Origin of the sequence: Streptococcus pseudopneumoniae, from assembly GCF_001070815.1 — a bacterium.
Classification (GTDB): Bacteria; Bacillota; Bacilli; order Lactobacillales; family Streptococcaceae; genus Streptococcus; species Streptococcus pseudopneumoniae_P.
Map to the genome: position 1 here is coordinate 14,623 of NZ_JVLX01000064.1, position 17,228 is coordinate 31,850.

A 17,228-nucleotide genomic window follows, 5' to 3' on the forward strand; every position below is an offset into this window, starting at 1 on the left:
ACTAAAGGTTGGAACGATTGTCCCAGCCTTTCTTTGCAAATAGAATAGAAGGAAGCTTATGAAGACACCATTTATCAATAAAGAAGACTTAGAAGCGATTGTTGCCGAGTTCCCGACACCTTTTCACTTGTATGATGAGAAGGGAATTCGTGAAAAGGCAAGAGCCGTCAACCAAGCCTTTTCGTGGAACAAGGGCTTTAAGGAATATTTTGCAGTTAAGGCTACTCCAACTCCAGCTGTTTTGAAAATTCTCCAAGAGGAAGGCTGTGGCGTGGACTGCTCTAGTTATGTGGAGCTTTTGATGAGCCATAAACTGGATTTTCCAGGTTCTGAGATCATGTTCTCTTCAAACAACACGCCAGATAAGGAATATGCCTATGCGCGTGAATTGGGTGCAACCATTAACTTGGATGCATTTGAAGATATTGAACATCTAGAGCGTGCAGCAGGGATTCCAGAAATCATCTCTTGTCGTTACAATCCTGGAGGCGTTTTTGAGCTAGGAACAGACATTATGGACAATCCTGGAGAAGCCAAGTTTGGCATGACCAAGGACCAGCTCTTTGAAGCTTTTGCCATCTTGAAGGAAAAAGGAGCCAAGACTTTTGGGATTCACTCCTTCCTAGCGTCCAATACCGTGACCCATCTCTATTATCCAGAGTTGGCGCGTCAGCTTTTTGAATTGGCTGTTGAAATCAAGGAAAAGTTGGGTATTTCGCTAGACTTTATCAATCTTTCTGGCGGTATTGGTGTTAACTATCGTCCTGAGCAGGAGCCAAATGATATTGCTTTGATTGGTGAGGGGGTTCGTAAGGTTTATGAAGAGGTCCTTACGCCAGCAGGTCTTGGTCAGATCAATATTTTCACCGAATTGGGTCGCTTTATGCTCGCCCCTCACGGTGCTTTGATCACAAGAGTCACTCATAAGAAGGAAACCTACCGTACCTATCTAGGTGTGGATGCATCAGCAGTCAACCTCATGCGTCCAGCTATGTACGGAGCTTACCATCATATTACTAACGTGACCCATCCAGATGGACCAGCTGAAGTCGTAGATGTGGTTGGTTCACTCTGTGAAAACAATGATAAATTTGCAGTGAATCGCGAACTGCCTCATACAGAAATCGGTGATTTGCTGGTCATTCATGATACAGGTGCACACGGTTTTTCAATGGGCTACCAGTACAATGCCAAACTTCGTTCTGCGGAAATCCTCTATACCGAAGAAGGTAAAGCCCGTCAAATCCGCCGTGCAGAGCGCCCTGAGGACTACTTTGCAACCTTGTATGGCTTTGATTTTGAAGAATAAAATGATAAGTAATTGAAAATGAAATTGAAAAACAGATTGCTTTCTAAAAAATAGGCAAAAATCTTGTTTTTCTTTCAAGTCATGATATAATAAAACTATAAAACGTTTTCAAGGAAGGTAACGATATGTCTGAAGAAACAATTGATTATGGACAAGTGACAGGAATGGTGCATTCGACAGAAAGCTTTGGGTCAGTAGATGGGCCTGGTATTCGCTTTATTGTCTTTTTGCAGGGCTGTCACATGCGTTGCCAGTATTGCCACAACCCGGACACTTGGGCTATGGAGTCCAATAAATCACGTGAACGGACGGTAGATGATGTCTTGACAGAGGCCTTGCGCTACCGCGGTTTCTGGGGAAATAAGGGCGGTATTACAGTCAGTGGAGGAGAAGCCCTTTTGCAGATTGATTTCCTGATTGCCCTCTTCACTAAGGCTAAGGAACAAGGAATCCACTGTACCTTGGATACCTGTGCCCTTCCTTTCCGTAATAAACCACGTTACCTTGAGAAGTTTGACAAACTCATGGCTGTCACTGACTTGGTCCTCTTGGATATCAAGGAAATCAACGAAGAACAGCACAAGATTGTCACTAGCCAAACCAATAAAAATATCTTGGCCTGTGCCCAGTATCTATCAGATATTGGAAAACCTGTCTGGATTCGCCACGTGCTAGTTCCAGGTTTGACAGATAGAGACGATGACTTGATTGAACTTGGTAAGTTCGTCAAGACCCTCAAAAATGTTGATAAGTTTGAAATTCTACCTTATCACACCATGGGTGAGTTCAAATGGCGTGAATTGGGAATTCCTTATTCACTCGAAGGGGTTAAACCACCAACAGCAGATCGCGTCAAGAACGCTAAAAAACTCATGGATACCGAAAGTTACCAAGACTATATGAAACGTGTACATGGATAAAAAAGAAGCCTGATGGAAACATCGGGCTTTTAAGTTTACACAAATATATATAATTAAATAAAACAAAATTTTATACTCTTTGAAAATCTCTTCAAACCACGTCAGCGTCGCCTTACCGTAGGTATGGTTACTGACTTCGTCAGTTCTATCCACAACCTCAAAACAGTGTTTTGAGCAGCTTGCGGCTAGCTTCCTAGTTTGCTCTTTGATTTTCATTGAGTATTAAATCTTTTGACTCTCTAAATTCTGAAAAAAATCCGAAAAAGAATGTGTAAGGTATAGTTACTTTTAGAAATATTAAATAGAATAGGAGAACATCATGGAACAAAGTATTACCATTAAAAATTTATGTAAGTCGTATGGCCAAACTCAAATTTTAAAAGATATTTCTTTTGAAGCAAAAGCAGGTAGAGTGACTGCTTTCCTAGGTCCAAATGGAGCTGGTAAAAGTTCAACCTTACGTATTTTATTAGGATTAGACAAAGCAACATCTGGTCTTACCAAAATTGGAGATCAAACTTATAAGGAATTAAAATTTCCTCTAAAGACTGTAGGAGCTTCATTTGACAGTGTAGGTGCTCCTGATGATCGGACTGTTTATCAACATTTGAAAATTGTTGCTGCTAGTAATGGGATATCCAGTCAGCGAATTGAACAAGTCTTGGATATGGTGGATATTAGCCATAAGAAAAAATCTAAAATTGGAAAATTATCATTAGGAGAAGGACAACGCTTGGGAATTGCAACAGCTCTATTAGGAAATCCTCAATATCTGATATTGGATGAACCGACTAATGGGTTGGATCCAAGAGGAATTCGGTGGTTTAGAGAGTTTATAAAAAAACAAGCTCAAGAAGGAAAGACAGTCTTGCTATCATCTCATATATTATCGGAAGTGGAAGCAGTAACAGATGATGTAGTTATCATAAATAAAGGAAAAGTTCTTATAAAAGGCACTTTACAAGAAGTGATGAAAAATCTTTCCTCACTAGAAGAAGTCTTCTTTAATTTAACAGAGGGAGGAAAGTGACATGGCACTTATTTACTCTCTTCATTCTGAAATATTGAAATTATTTTATAAAAGAGCTACTCATATTGTACTATTCTTGATACTCGTATTTCAAACATTTTTAGCAAATATTGGTGCTTCTCAAATTGTTTCAGTTGGTATCCATGCTACACCAGAGACAAATCCAGAATTAGCAGAAGCTATACCTCCTATTGAATTTTTAGGTTTTGATGTCACTTTATTTGGTGTTTTTATTATGATTATCCTAGGCTCAATTTACGGAGCCGAGGAGTATAAATGCTCTGCTATTCGTACAAGCATCCTCTCTATTAAAAATCGAAGTACTTTCCTAGTTTCAAAAACATTAGTTTGGCTTGTATTTTCTTTTTTCATTTCCTTTCTATCAATATTCCTTACGATTAACATGACACATTATGTTTTAGGACAAGATGGCTTACTTCTTTTTTCACTAAATGGGAGAGTTTGGTTCTATATATTTTTAGCCAGTATAGCTTGGACTTTGTTGGGACTGCTGGCCTATATTATGGCTTTGACATTTAAAACAGCCATTGTTCCTCTATTATTTTTGCTTCCTCAAGTCTACAATTTAGGAACATTCTTAGCAAACTATATATCGGTTGCAAAATTTCTTCCAGTTGCATTGGGGCAAGGGTTGATTGCTACATCTCCTCAAATTTTAGAACATAATAGTTTACAAAATATTTTATTGTTACTTTGTTGGAACTTCTCATTCTTGTCTTTAGCAATTTACCGCTTACTTAAGTCAGATATTGGAGGAGGTGAATAAGTTGAAAGAGCAACTTAAAAGTGAGTATCTCAAGTTTATTATGAATCCTTGGCACTGGTTGATTATAGGTGCTCTATTACTGTGTATTCCGGCGATGGTTATTTTTTTAAATAATAAGCCAGACCAGTTGACCCTACAGTTTGTTTTGGAACAGCTACTGCAAAGTCTCTATTTAGGACAGGCAGGTTTCGTTAGTCTAGCGGTTCTATTTATAGGTCAAGAATTTACAGGTTCTAGCCTTCGTACCAGTTTTCTTACATGTCCAAACCGTTTGAAATTTATAATATCTAAACTAGCTATTCTATTATGTATGGAAATTGTATTATTGGTCGCTGTAATATCATTATGTATACTAATCGCCCAAGGATACTACAATATTAATCTTTTGAGTAATATTAAACATGTTCTAACAATCCTATTTCCAGCTTGTATTTCTATTCTAACCTTCGCTCTTTTAAGTGGTATTTTTGTATTTATTTCCCAGTCTTTTATCTTAATTTTGGGAATCAGTTTATCCCTTTTATTGGGGTTGGGACAAATGTTATTACAATTCAGTTCTTTTTTTAGAAATTTACCATTACTGGCTAGTATGAATTGTTTTTATACCTATCCATTGTCTCTTTATTATCCAGTGTGGCAAGGCTTAGGGATACAAATAGTTTGGTTATTAATTGTTTTTCTATTTGCTACATTGATACTTATAGGAAAAAATGTACGCTAAAGACAGGGGATATCCTGTCTTTTTCTCAGTTAGTGCTATAATATATTCAGGAGGGTGAGTTATGGCTTATAAAATTTTGGTTGTAGATGATGATCTTGCTATTCTTCGCCTAATAAAAAAAGTACTAGAATATGAAAAATATGAAGTAGTCATACGAAATAAGATAGAAGAGATTGATCTTTGTGATTTTACAGGCTTTGACTTGATTCTATTAGATATTATGATGCCTGTTAGTGGTTTAGAGATCTGTCAGATGATTCGCGAACAGATAACTGTTCCTATCTGTTTTATAACTGCTAAGGATATGGATGAAGATTTAGTAGCTGGAATTAATGCAGGTGCTGATGATTATATTATGAAGCCCTTTAGTATGCAAGAATTGTTAGCACGTGTTAAAATGCACTTACGTCGTGAAGAACGGATTAAAGGAAATGTTCATCAAATAAAGATTGGGAAGTTTATACTATATACGGATAGTAAGGAACTGTTTGTAAACGATGATAAGATTGCTCTGACAAGGAGGGAATTTGACATAGTGAATCTTTTGGCAAGCAACGCAAGTAAAATATATTCTATTGAGGAAATTTATAATTATCTATATCCACAAAGTTCCGAAGCTCTTTTACGTTCGGTTTCAGAGTACATTTATCAAATTCGTCAAAAGCTGAAACCTTATCAATTAAATCCAATTAAAACCTTGTACGGTGGAGGATATCAATGGGTAGAATCAAAAGTTTTAGACAATTAATTCGAGAAACCTGTTGGAGAATTATTTGGCAATTTAGTCTTGGCTTACTAATGGCCTATCTTATTCCCTTAGCTTCAGTATCTATACAAATAAATGAAGATGGGAAACCTTTAAACAATAGTGGTGTTCTATCAATCTTTTTTAATGTGTCATCATGGATATATATTTGTGTTTTATTGATTATTCTAATAAGTTATCACATTGGAAAATTGTTGAAAAAACTGAGTTATGAAATGACTTTGATTTATGAAAATAGTATATGGTTAGAGCGGGAATGTACAGAAAGATTAACGGTTAAAGAATTTCGTGAGACAGGAAATCGGATTATTGTGATGCAAGATAGAATTCGACAATTAATAGTTAATGAGAAACAGCAGAAGGAAGATTTGATGTTTCAGGTTTCAGCAGCTTCTCATGATTTAAAAACTCCCTTAACCATTATTAGGGGAAATGTGGAATTTTTGCAGACGATAACTGAAAACGACCAATCTCAAGAATGCTTAGCAGATATAGAAAGAGCTAGTCAACAGTTACTAGATTATTTCAATCAATTGATTCACTATTCTAAAACCTATTATGATGATGAGACAGGTTGGACGGAGTATTCCTCTTCAGATTTTATCAATGAATTAGAGAAAGAAGTCTCTTTTTTGATAAAAAATCAGATGAAGTTTTCTTTTGAACAAAATGTGAAAGGAACTGAAAACTATTATATAAATCCATCTCTTCTGATTCGTGCCATACAAAATATTTTAACAAATGCTTTGGAATACGCTGATAAACAGAATCCTAAAATTAAAATTAGAGTAGAGCAAGAGGGGAAGGAATTGAAAATAGGTATATGGAATAATGGTTCGGAATTTCCAGAGGAAGTTTTAACTAATTTTGGAAAGCTCTTTTATCGTATGGATAAAGCTAGATCGGTTAAAGAGCAACATTATGGTATTGGACTAAGTTTTGTATGTAGAGTTGCAAAACTACACAAAGGCCGAGTTGAGCTTAGAAATAGAGACGAGGGAGCAGAAGTTTTAATAACTGTGAATTGTATTAAATCATAGTGATTTACTTGTTAATTTATGATTGAATAGTTTTTATATGTGAGCTTTTAAACTATTTAACTTTTTCGACTAGTATAAGATGTAACGGTAGATAATAAAAACGAATGATGATATCTAGTTGATGAAAACTATTTATCATTCATTCGTTTTTTAATTATTGGATAATTTACGTAGCTTTATCTCGAACGTTGTTTTCCAGCGTTGCGATTTTTGTGTTTTTTCTTGCTTGTGATAGCAGTTGGTTGTTCAGGGGGAACGTCTTTTCGTCCACTTGGTGTAGAGAAAGCACGTGCTTTTGGTGGGTTCTTGGCTAGTTCTTCACGGACTTTTTTGCGAAGTTTTGGACGAACGATATAGTTGACGATAAACTGTTGGAGAATCATCATGAAACCACCGACAACCCAGTAAAGTGTGACACTGGCTGGTGAAATGAGGGAGAAGACAACAATCGTGATTGGGCTCACGTAAGCCATTTTCTTGATTTGTTCTCTTTGCGTTTCGTCTTCTACTCCGTGAAGTGAAAGGAGCGATTGAAGATAGTAAAGGACACCTGCGCAGGCAACCAAAATCATACTTGGAGAACCTAGAGGAATGCCTAGGTAGCTTGCTTGAGCAACCCCTTCAGTATGTTGGGCAGCAAAGTAGATAGCTGAGAAGAAAGGCATTTGAAGGAGGATAGGGAAGCATCCTACACCACCAAACATGCTGATGCCGTGCTCTTTTTGAGCAGCAAAGAGAGCTTGTTGGGCTTCGAGTTTTTCTTCTTGAGTCGTTGCTTCTTTGAGACGCGTTTGGTGTGGCTCAAGGACGTGCTTGAGGGCGTTCATCTTTTCAGAGTGAAGCGTTGCCTTCCATGATTGGTAGATACCAAGTGGCAAGATAATCAAGCGCACGATAATGGTTACGATAATGATAGCCATACCAAAGCCTAGACCTTGATCAGTAGCGAAGTACTTGATAGCTTCAGCCATAGGCGCTCCGAAAGTATTCCAAATAAATCCTGTTGGCTCTCCTGTTGCTTTATCGACGCTAACACAGCCAGTCAAGACAAGCAACATAGCCACTCCCATAGTCGAGAGTGCAAAACGTTTAATAGATTTCACTGTTTTTATTCCTTCTTTAAAAATTATACCTTTCTATTCTACTGTTTTTTTACAAAATATACAATAGTTCTAGAGACTTAATTTGCGATTTTAAAGTCAGGGTAGGGAGGAAAGTTACTTAGTTTGACATCTAAGTAGCTGACTTTTGAAAAAGGTGTGGGTCCTTTGCGGATTTCTTGGATAAATTTTGCCATGGTAGCAGATGAGTCTGCTTGGGCTAATATTTCCACTGTGCCATCGTCGTTATTCCATACTCGACCTGTGATGCCACCAATTTCAAGTGCCAAGCTGTAAACACCCCAACGAAAGCCGACTCCCTGTACCCTACCTTGGGCAATCATTCTAACCTTTTGCATACCAAACCCCTTTGATTGTGTTATAATATTTCTATGACTATTATAACCTCAAAAGCCAATTCTGTGGTAAAAAATGCCAAGAAATTACACCAAAAAAAATACCGCAAGTCTGCTTATTTGATTGAAGGCTGGCACTTGTTTGAAGAAGCTGTTCAAGCTGGAGTGACGATTGAGAAAATCTTTGCCTTAGAAAATTACCGAGATCAGTTAGCCTCGTTTCCGCAAACTGTCTGGGTTTCAGAGGATATTTTGCTAGATTTGGCGGATTCTCAGACTCCACAGGGCATTATTGCCGTGGTTCAAAAAGAAGAAGTAGGGCAAGCTGACTTTAGTCAGGGTAAGTTCTTGTTTTTGGAAGATGTGCAAGATCCTGGTAATGTAGGAACCATTATTCGGACTGCGGATGCAGCAGGTTTTACTGGAGTGATTGTTTCAGATAAGTCGGCAGATATCTACAGTCTCAAGACCCTACGTTCTATGCAAGGCAGTCATTTTCATCTGCCTATTTACCGAATGTCTAGTCAAAGGCTTCTCGAGGGAGCTAAAGAGGCAGGTGTACCTGTGCTGGCAACAACCCTATCTAAAGATTCTGTTGATTACAGAGAACTGCCTTCTATAGAAAATTTTGTACTAGTCATGGGAAATGAGGGTCAAGGAATTAGTCCCCTCATGGTTGAAAGTGCAGACCAGTTGGTCCATATTAGCATGAAGGGTCAGGCCGAGAGTCTCAATGTTGCCGTTGCAGCAGGTATTTTAATTTTCCATTTAAGCTAATTTTAACTTTCTTTGTTATAATCAAGAAAAGATGTTCATAGAAAAGGAGAAAAGATGAATCACACTATTATTCATGACCGCGCAGGTCTCAATCAATTTTACGCTAAGGTTTATGCCTTTGTTGGTCTGGGGATCGGACTATCTGCTTTGGTATCAGGCCTTATGTTGACGGTCTTTCAATCTCAGTTGGTTTACTTTTTGATGCAGGGGCGTCTCTGGTTGACCATTGCTACTTTTGCAGAGTTGGCCTTGGTTTTCGTTGCCAGTAGCATGGCCTTAAAGAATAGTCCAGCGGCTCTTCCAGTATTTTTACTTTACTCAGTATTAAACGGCTTTACACTCAGTTTTGTGGTGGCCTTCTATACTCCAGGTACAGTTTTATCTGCCTTTGTGTCGAGCGCCCTTCTCTTCTTTGTCATGGCGGCAGTTGGCATGTTCACCAAGAAAGACTTGAGCGGGCTTGGTCGAGCGATGATGGCGGCTCTTATCGGTTTGCTGATTGCCATGGTAGTTAATATTTTCTTGGCTAGCGGTTTCTTTGATTATATGATTAGCGTAGCCATGGTCTTGGTCTTCTCTGGTCTGATTGCTTGGGACAACCAAAAAATTCGCTATGCCTATGAGCAATCACAAGGTCGTGTAGCGACAGGTTGGGTTGTGTCAATGGCTCTTAGTATCTATCTTGATTTTATCAATCTTTTCCTAAGTATTTTACGTATCTTTGGTCGCAATGACTAGAAGGTCCCTAACATCAGTGTTCGAAGGAGCACTGATTTTTTTCGTATTTGCTCTTTTCTTTTCTTGGAAATAGGTGTATAATGCTTTTAATTAATTTTTTGAGGAGTAGTTTATGAAGAAAAGTTTTATCCATCAACAAGAAGAGATTTCCTTTGTCAAAAACACTTTTACCCAGTATTTGAAAGATAAGTTAGAAGTTGTCGAAGTTCAAGGTCCTATCTTGAGCAGGGTCGGCGACGGGATGCAGGATAATTTATCAGGTGTGGAGAATGCCGTATCGGTCAAGGTTCTCCAAATCCCTGATGCTACTTATGAAGTTGTGCACTCACTTGCTAAATGGAAACGCCATACTTTGGCCCGTTTTGGTTTCGGTGAGGGTGAAGGTCTCTTCGTCCACATGAAGGCCCTTCGTCCAGACGAAGACTCGCTGGATGCAACCCACTCTGTTTATGTTGACCAGTGGGATTGGGAGAAGGTTATTCCAAATGGACAACGCAACATTGCCTACCTAAAAGAAACCGTTGAGAAGATTTATAAGGCTATTCGCCTTACTGAGTTAGCTGTTGAAGCCCGCTATGACATCGAGTCAATCTTGCCAAAACAAATCACTTTTATCCATACAGAAGAGTTGGTCGAGCGCTACCCAGACTTGACGCCGAAAGAACGTGAAAATGCTATCTGTAAAGAATTTGGAGCTGTTTTCTTGATTGGTATCGGTGGTGAATTACCAGACGGTAAACCGCACGATGGACGTGCACCAGACTATGATGACTGGACAAGTGAGTCTGAAAATGGCTACAAGGGTCTAAATGGTGATATTCTTGTTTGGAATGAGTCTCTGGGGGGAGCCTTTGAGTTGTCTTCTATGGGAATCCGTGTAGATGAAGAAACGCTTCGTCGTCAGGTTGCCATTACAGGTGATGAAGACCGCTTGGAATTGGAATGGCACAAGGCTTTGTTGAATGGTCTATTCCCATTGACAATCGGTGGAGGAATTGGACAATCTCGGATGGCCATGTTCCTACTTCGCAAGAAACACATCGGAGAAGTGCAAACAAGTGTTTGGCCTCAAGAAGTCCGCGATACTTACGAAAATATTTTGTAGAGAATCGAACCGTAAGGTTCGGTTTTCTTTCTCTTTTCGCCCATAATTTGGTATAATAAACGGTATGAAAATCGTATCAGGAATATATGGGGGACGTCCCCTCAAGACACTAGAAGGGAAGACGACAAGACCTACTTCGGATAAGGTTAGGGGAGCCATTTTTAACATGATTGGTCCCTACTTTGAAGGGGGACGAGTCTTGGACCTTTATGCAGGTAGTGGTGGTTTATCTATCGAGGCAGTATCGCGTGGCATGTCCAGCGCTGTTTTGGTGGAGCGAGACCGTAAGGCTCAGGCTATCGTGGCTGAAAATATCCAGATGACCAAGGAAGTTGGAAAATTTCAACTCCTCAAGATGGATGCAGAAAGGGCATTGGAACAGGTATCTGGGGGATTTGACCTCATTTTCTTAGATCCTCCTTATGCTAAGGAACAAATCGTAGCAGATATTGAAAAAATGGCTGAGAAAGAGCTTTTTTCTGAAGATGTCATGGTCGTGTGTGAGACGGATAAGGCCGTTGAACTTCCAGAAGAAATTGCCTGTCTTGGTATCTGGAAGGAAAAGATTTATGGAATTAGTAAGGTGACAGTCTATGTCAGATAAGATTGGCTTATTCACAGGCTCATTTGATCCGATGACAAATGGGCATTTGGATATGATTGAACGAGCTAGCAGACTTTTTGATAAGCTCTATGTGGGTATTTTTTTTAATCCTCACAAACAGGGATTTCTCCCTCTTGAAAATCGTAAACGAGGGCTAGAAACGGCTTTGAAACATTTGGAAAATGTTGAAGTTGTGTCTTCTCATGATGAATTGGTGGTTGATGTTGCAAAAAGACTGGGGGCTACTTGTCTAGTGCGTGGTTTGAGGAATGCATCGGATTTACAATATGAAGCCAGTTTTGATTACTACAACCATCAGCTGTCTCCTGATATAGAGACCATTTATTTACATAGCCGACCTGAACATCTCTATATTAGTTCATCCGGCGTTAGAGAACTTTTGAAGTTTGGTCAGGATATTGCTTGCTATGTTCCCGAGAGTATTTTGGAGGAAATAAGAAATGAAAAAAAAGATTAGATGGCCCTTATATGTCATTGCGGCCTTGATTGTGACTTTCTTGGCATTTGTAGTGCCCTTGCCCTACTATATAGAAGTTCCAGGTGGTTCGGAAGATATTCGCCAAGTCCTTAAAGTAAATGACACAGAAGATAAGGAAGCTGGTGCCTATCAATTCGTTACGGTTGGTGTCCAGCATGCCACTTTAGCCCATATGATTTATGCGTGGTTGACGCCTTTTACAGATATTCGTAGTGCCCAAGAGACTACAGGTGGCTCTTCCGATGTTGAATTTATGCGGATCAATCAATTCTACATGCAAACATCACAAAATATGGCCAAGTATCAAGGTCTAAAAACAGCTGGTAAGGATATTGAACTTAAATACCTTGGGGTTTATGTCTTGAACGTGACAGATAATTCAACCTTTAAAGGGATTCTCAATATCTCTGATACGGTCACAGCAGTCAATGATCAGACATTTGACAGTTCCAAAGATTTGATTGATTACGTCAATTCTCAAAAACTAGGGGACTCCGTCAAGGTCACCTATGAAGAGGATGGACAAACCAAGTCTGCAGAAGGAAAGATTATCACCTTGGAAAATGGCAAAAATGGGATTGGAATTGGCTTGATTGACCGTACAGAAGTAACTAGTGATGTTCCAATTCGTTTTTCAACAGCTGGTATCGGTGGACCAAGTGCTGGTCTCATGTTTAGTCTAGCTATCTATACTCAAATAGCTGATCCGGGTCTTCGTAACGGCCGTATCGTTGCCGGTACAGGAACCATTGATCGCGATGGTAATGTGGGGGACATTGGAGGTATTGATAAGAAAGTTGTAGCTTCGGCTAGAGAAGGTGCTGCTATTTTCTTTGCCCCTGATAACCCTGTTAGCGAAGAAGAACAAAAAGCACATCCTGATGCGAAAAATAACTACCAAACAGCCCTGGAAGCAGCTAAAACAATCAAGACAGATATGAAAATCGTGCCAGTTAAAACCCTACAAGATGCAATTGATTACTTGAAAAACAATCCCTAGTTTTTAAGTGAAGTTTCCAAACTAGCGCACAAACAGAGAAGATGGTATAATAGTCAAATGGTTCAATTATTATTCACTCTAAGCAGTCACATGCTCTTTATTTATGTGAGTTTTTACCTTTTAAAGGATCTTGTTAGATGGGAAAAGGTTTTAAAAGTGACAGCTGAGAATACAAGAAAAGTCCGTTTATTGATAGCTCTTTTCAGTATTGTAATGGGCTACATCATGAGTTCATTCTTTATCAGCCTGTATCAGTTGTGGCAAGAAGTGCTTAGAGGATTATTATAAAATCAAGAGTAAAGGAAATAAGTATGGAAAAAATTGTGGTTCAAGGTGGCGATAATCGTCTGGTAGGAAGTGTTACGATCGAAGGAGCAAAGAATGCAGTCTTGCCCTTGTTGGCAGCGACTATTCTAGCAAGTGAAGGAAAGACCGTCTTGCAGAATGTTCCTATCTTGTCAGATGTGTTCACTATGAATCAGGTGGTTCGTGGTTTGAATGCCAAGGTTGATTTTAATGAAGAAGCCCATCTTGTTGAGGTGGACGCGACTGGCGATATCACTGAGGAAGCTCCTTACAAGTATGTCAGCAAGATGCGCGCATCTATCGTTGTCTTGGGACCAATTCTTGCCCGTGTAGGTCATGCCAAAGTATCCATGCCAGGTGGTTGTACGATTGGTAGCCGCCCTATTGATCTGCATTTGAAAGGTTTAGAAGCCATGGGGGCTAAGATTAGTCAGACAGCTGGTTATATCGAAGCCAAGGCTAATCGCTTACATGGAGCTCATATCTATATGGATTTCCCAAGTGTTGGTGCTACTCAGAACTTGATGATGGCAGCGACTCTGGCTGATGGGGTGACAGTGATTGAAAATGCTGCGCGTGAGCCTGAGATTGTGGACCTAGCCATTCTCCTCAATGAAATGGGAGCTAAGGTTAAGGGGGCTGGTACAGAGACCATTACCATTACAGGTGTTGAGAAACTTCATGGTACGACTCACAATGTAGTCCAAGACCGTATCGAAGCCGGAACCTTTATGGTAGCTGCTGCCATGACTGGTGGTGATGTCTTGATTAAAGACGCTGTCTGGGAGCACAACCGTCCCTTGATTGCCAAGTTATTTGAAATGGGAGTGGAAGTGACAGAGGAGGCTGAAGGAATTCGAGTTCGCTCTCAACTAGAAAATTTAAAAGCTGTTCATGTGAAAACCTTGCCCCACCCAGGATTTCCAACAGATATGCAGGCCCAATTTACAGCCTTGATGACCGTCGCAAAAGGGGAATCAACTATGGTGGAGACAGTTTTCGAAAATCGTTTCCAACATCTAGAAGAAATGCGTCGCATGGGCTTGCACTCTGAGATTATCCGTGATACAGCTCGTATTGTTGGTGGTCAACCTTTGCAGGGGGCAGAAGTTCTTTCAACTGACCTTCGTGCCAGTGCTGCCTTAATTTTGACAGGTTTGGTAGCACAAGGAGAAACTGTGGTCGGTAAATTGGTTCACTTGGATAGAGGTTACTACCGTTTTCATGAGAAGTTGGCACAGCTAGGTGCTAAGATTCAGCGGATTGAGGCAAGCGATGAAGATGAGTAAGAAATCAAGCTATGTAATCAAGCGTTTACTTTTAGTCATTTTGGTACTGTTTTTAGGTGCTCTAGCCTTAGGCATCGGCTTAATGGTAGGTTATGGAATTTTGGGCAAGGGTCAAGATCCATGGGCTATCCTGTCTCCGGCAAAATGGCAGGAATTAATTCATAAATTTACAGGAAATTAGGATGGAGAACCAGTCTTTTTCTAGAGATAAGGAGAAAAATGGATAAAAAAACAAGACAGACACTAATCGGACTGCTAGTGTTATTACTCTTATCTGCGGGAAGCTATTATATCAAGCAGATGCAGTCGACACCTAATAGTCCCAAAACCAAGGTTAGTCAGAAAAAACAAGCGTCTGAAGCTCCTAGTCAAGAATTGGCAGAAAGTGTCTTAACAGACACAGTCAAAAGCCAAGTAAAAGGGAGTCTTGAGTGGAATGGCTCAGGTGCTTTTATCGTCAATGGTAATAAAACAAACCTAGATGCCAAGGTTTCAAGTAAGCCCTACGCTGATAATAAAACAAAGACAGTGGGCAAGGAAACTGTGCCAACGGTAGCTAATGCCCTCTTGTCTAAGGCTACTCGTCAGTACAAGAATCGTGAAGAAACTGGGAATGGTTCAACTTCTTGGACTCCTCCAGGTTGGCATCAGGTCAAGAATCTAAAGGGCTCTTATACCCATGCCGTCGATAGAGGTCACTTGTTAGGCTATGCCTTAATCGGTGGCTTGGATGGTTTTGATGCCTCAACAAGTAATCCTAAAAACATTGCTGTTCAAACAGCCTGGGCAAATCAGGCGCAAGCCGAGGATTCGACTGGTCAAAACTACTATGAAAGCATGGTGCGTAAAGCCTTGGACCAAAACAAGCGCGTCCGTTACCGCGTGACCCTTTATTACGCTTCAAATGAGGACTTAGTTCCTTCAGCTTCACAGATTGAAGCCAAGTCTTCAGACGGAGAATTAGAATTTAATGTTCTAGTTCCCAATGTTCAAAAGGGACTTCAACTGGATTACCGAACTGGAGAAGTGACTGTTACTCAGTAAAATATAAAATAAACTCCTATGTCCCTTGTGGATGTAGGAATTTTTTTTAACTAGTTTCAGCAGGGCTACAATAGACACTGCTACTCAATGAAAATCAAAGTGCAAACTAGGAAGCTAGCCGCAGGTTGCTCAAAACACTATTTTGAGGTTGTAGATGGAACTGACGAAGTCAGCTCAAAACACTGTTTTGAGGTTGCGGATAGAACTGACGAAGTCAGTAACCATACCTACGGTAAGGTGAAGCTGACGTAGTTTGAAGAGATTTTCGAAGAGTATGAGAAAAAAATAATATGTACTGGACTAAATTTTGTGATATAATAAAGGATAAGATACTATTTTAGGAGAAGAACTATGGAAGACCCAAGTAGTCAGAATTTGTTGCTACAATTTGTTTTATTGTTTATCTTGACGGTGTTAAATGCCTTTTTTTCAGCCACAGAAATGGCCATGGTGTCACTAAACCGTGCGCGGGTTGAACAAAAGGCAGAAGAAGGAGATAGACGTTATATCCGTCTACTGAAGGTACTAGAAAATCCTAACCACTTTTTATCAACCATTCAAGTAGGGATTACCCTGATTACGATTTTATCTGGGGCGAGTTTGGCAGAAACTCTGGGACGAGAGATCGCTTCTTGGCTTGGAAATGGCGAAACAGCTTATGCCGTTGCAAGTTTTCTGTCTTTAGCATTTTTGACTTATATTTCCATCGTTTTTGGGGAATTGTATCCTAAGAGAATCGCTCTTAATCTAAAGGATGCCTTGGCGATTCGTACAGCGCCAGTTATCATTGGGCTGGGGAAACTAGTTAGTCCCTTTGTCTGGCTCTTGTCTGCATCTACCAATCTCTTGAGTCGCTTGACTCCTATGACCTTTGACGATGCTGACGAAAAAATGACTCGTGATGAAATTGAGTACATGCTGACAAATAGTGAAGAAACACTAGATGCTGACGAAATTGAGATGTTACAGGGGATTTTTTCACTGGACGAATTAATGGCCAGAGAAGTCATGGTTCCTCGAACGGATGCCTTTATGGTAGATATTCAGGATGATAGTCAAACCATTATCCAAAGTATTTTAAAACAAAATTATTCTCGTATCCCTGTCTATGATGGAGACAAGGATAACGTGATTGGGATCATTCACACCAAGAGTCTTCTTAAGGCAGCCTTTGAAGACGGTTTTGATAATATTGTATGGAAGAGAATTTTGCAAGATCCACTTTTTGTTCCTGAAACCATTTTTGTGGATGACTTGCTAAAAGAATTGCGCAATACCCAAAGACAAATGGCAATTTTGCTAGACGAATACGGTGGGATGGCTGGTTTGGTGACCCTGGAAGACCTCTTAGAGGAAATCGTTGGGGAAATCGATGACGAAACAGATAAGGCTGAAATCGAAGTTCATCAAATCGGCGAAGATACTTATATTGTTCAAGGTACCATGAATCTCAATGATTTCAATGATTACTTTGATGTTGAACTGGAAAGTGATGACGTTGATACCATCGCTGGTTATTATTTGACAGGAGTTGGGACCATTCCAACGACTGAAAAACTCAGTTATGAATTAGTCAGCCAAAACAAGCAGCTTATCCTAACCAATGATAAAGTGAAAAATGGACGTGTTACCAAGGTAAAAGTCCAAATTACCGAAGTTGAAATAGAAGAAGAAACAGAGTAAACTAGAGGCTTTTGTCACCAGGTGTGACGAAGCTTTTTCAGTTGATTTCATACTCTTCGAAAATCAAATTCAAACCGCGTCAACGTCGCCTTGCCGTACGCAAGTACAGCCTGCGGCTAGTTTCCTAGTTTGCTCTTTGATTTTCATTGAGTAT

The 17,228-nt window shown here is 39.8% G+C and carries 21 protein-coding genes; 19 read left to right on the forward strand and 2 right to left on the reverse strand.

The genetic code is table 11. The features are described 5' to 3' along the window. The first annotated feature begins 58 nt into the window (after positions 1-58). The 7 genes from ADG81_RS07970 to ADG81_RS08005 all read left to right on the forward strand — a co-directional run bounded on the left by ADG81_RS07970 (position 59) and on the right by ADG81_RS08005 (position 6,573). Positions 59-1,309 carry a diaminopimelate decarboxylase gene (locus tag ADG81_RS07970; RefSeq protein WP_049551411.1) on the forward strand — a complete coding sequence of 417 codons (1,251 nt, stop codon included), beginning with the start codon at positions 59-61 and terminating at the stop codon, positions 1,307-1,309. Between the two features lie 125 nt (positions 1,310-1,434). Beyond that, positions 1,435-2,229, forward strand: coding sequence for a pyruvate formate-lyase-activating protein (gene pflA / locus ADG81_RS07975; RefSeq protein ID WP_001288288.1), 795 nt, complete (start codon positions 1,435-1,437; stop codon positions 2,227-2,229). Between the two features lie 319 nt (positions 2,230-2,548). Continuing rightward, a complete protein-coding gene (locus ADG81_RS07985) occupies positions 2,549-3,259 on the forward strand; it encodes an ABC transporter ATP-binding protein (protein WP_049551412.1) in 711 nt (236 codons plus the stop codon). 1 nt (position 3,260) lies between these two features. Next, entirely contained in the window at positions 3,261-4,046 is a 786-nt protein-coding gene (locus ADG81_RS07990; protein ID WP_049551413.1) for an ABC transporter permease, read from the forward strand. Position 4,047: 1 nt separating this feature from the next. Beyond that, a complete protein-coding gene (locus ADG81_RS07995) occupies positions 4,048-4,767 on the forward strand; it encodes an ABC transporter permease (protein ID WP_049551414.1) in 720 nt (239 codons plus the stop codon). 61 nt (positions 4,768-4,828) lie between these two features. After that, entirely contained in the window at positions 4,829-5,515 is a 687-nt protein-coding gene (locus ADG81_RS08000; RefSeq protein WP_049551415.1) for a response regulator transcription factor, read from the forward strand. Beyond that, a complete protein-coding gene (locus ADG81_RS08005) occupies positions 5,485-6,573 on the forward strand; it encodes a sensor histidine kinase (protein WP_049551416.1) in 1,089 nt (362 codons plus the stop codon). Before ADG81_RS08000 ends, ADG81_RS08005 begins: the two co-directional genes overlap by 31 nt. Before the next feature lie 176 nt (positions 6,574-6,749). On the opposite strand, the gene yidC is transcribed toward ADG81_RS08005, so the two are convergent. Both yidC and ADG81_RS08015 read right to left on the reverse strand, forming a co-directional pair. Continuing rightward, on the reverse strand, positions 6,750-7,676 hold the full coding sequence (gene yidC, locus ADG81_RS08010) for a membrane protein insertase YidC (RefSeq protein WP_049551417.1): 927 nt from the start codon (positions 7,674-7,676) through the stop codon (positions 6,750-6,752). Positions 7,677-7,753: 77 nt separating this feature from the next. Next, a complete protein-coding gene (locus ADG81_RS08015; protein WP_001174616.1) occupies positions 7,754-8,032 on the reverse strand; it encodes an acylphosphatase in 279 nt (92 codons plus the stop codon). A 33-nt stretch (positions 8,033-8,065) separates the two neighbouring features. On the opposite strand from ADG81_RS08015, the gene ADG81_RS08020 reads away from it, so the two are divergent. The 12 genes from ADG81_RS08020 (at position 8,066) to ADG81_RS08065 (ending at position 17,074) form a co-directional block, all read left to right on the forward strand. Continuing rightward, positions 8,066-8,806 (forward strand): TrmH family RNA methyltransferase, encoded by a 741-nt coding sequence (locus tag ADG81_RS08020; protein WP_049551418.1) that lies wholly within the window; start codon positions 8,066-8,068, stop codon positions 8,804-8,806. A 54-nt stretch (positions 8,807-8,860) separates the two neighbouring features. Continuing rightward, positions 8,861-9,544 (forward strand): Bax inhibitor-1/YccA family protein, encoded by a 684-nt coding sequence (locus ADG81_RS08025; protein WP_049551419.1) that lies wholly within the window; start codon positions 8,861-8,863, stop codon positions 9,542-9,544. Positions 9,545-9,656: 112 nt separating this feature from the next. Next, positions 9,657-10,649, forward strand: coding sequence for an aspartate--ammonia ligase (gene asnA / locus ADG81_RS08030; RefSeq protein WP_045612763.1), 993 nt, complete (start codon positions 9,657-9,659; stop codon positions 10,647-10,649). Between the two features lie 64 nt (positions 10,650-10,713). Then, on the forward strand, positions 10,714-11,253 hold the full coding sequence (gene rsmD, locus ADG81_RS08035; RefSeq protein WP_049551420.1) for a 16S rRNA (guanine(966)-N(2))-methyltransferase RsmD: 540 nt from the start codon (positions 10,714-10,716) through the stop codon (positions 11,251-11,253). Next, complete coding sequence (coaD, locus tag ADG81_RS08040) at positions 11,243-11,731, forward strand: pantetheine-phosphate adenylyltransferase (protein ID WP_049551421.1); 489 nt, start codon at positions 11,243-11,245, stop codon at positions 11,729-11,731. Before rsmD ends, coaD begins: the two co-directional genes overlap by 11 nt. Continuing rightward, on the forward strand, positions 11,715-12,752 hold the full coding sequence (locus tag ADG81_RS08045; protein WP_049551422.1) for a SepM family pheromone-processing serine protease: 1,038 nt from the start codon (positions 11,715-11,717) through the stop codon (positions 12,750-12,752). Before coaD ends, ADG81_RS08045 begins: the two co-directional genes overlap by 17 nt. A gap of 57 nt (positions 12,753-12,809) precedes the next feature. Further along, on the forward strand, positions 12,810-13,040 hold the full coding sequence (locus tag ADG81_RS09580) for a DUF1146 family protein (RefSeq protein WP_000250389.1): 231 nt from the start codon (positions 12,810-12,812) through the stop codon (positions 13,038-13,040). 23 nt (positions 13,041-13,063) lie between these two features. Next, positions 13,064-14,347 (forward strand): UDP-N-acetylglucosamine 1-carboxyvinyltransferase, encoded by a 1,284-nt coding sequence (gene murA / locus ADG81_RS08050; RefSeq protein WP_049551423.1) that lies wholly within the window; start codon positions 13,064-13,066, stop codon positions 14,345-14,347. Continuing rightward, a complete protein-coding gene (locus ADG81_RS08055; protein ID WP_025171934.1) occupies positions 14,340-14,528 on the forward strand; it encodes a DNA-directed RNA polymerase subunit beta in 189 nt (62 codons plus the stop codon). Before murA ends, ADG81_RS08055 begins: the two co-directional genes overlap by 8 nt. Positions 14,529-14,566: 38 nt before the next feature. Continuing rightward, complete coding sequence (endA, locus tag ADG81_RS08060; RefSeq protein ID WP_049551424.1) at positions 14,567-15,391, forward strand: DNA-entry nuclease EndA; 825 nt, start codon at positions 14,567-14,569, stop codon at positions 15,389-15,391. A gap of 87 nt (positions 15,392-15,478) precedes the next feature. Next, a complete protein-coding gene (locus ADG81_RS10100; protein ID WP_080978068.1) occupies positions 15,479-15,643 on the forward strand; it encodes a hypothetical protein in 165 nt (54 codons plus the stop codon). 99 nt (positions 15,644-15,742) lie between these two features. Then, the gene (locus ADG81_RS08065; RefSeq protein WP_049551425.1) at positions 15,743-17,074 is read left to right on the forward strand and encodes a hemolysin family protein; all 1,332 of its coding nucleotides are present in this window, start codon (positions 15,743-15,745) and stop codon (positions 17,072-17,074) included. Positions 17,075-17,228 lie beyond the last annotated feature (154 nt).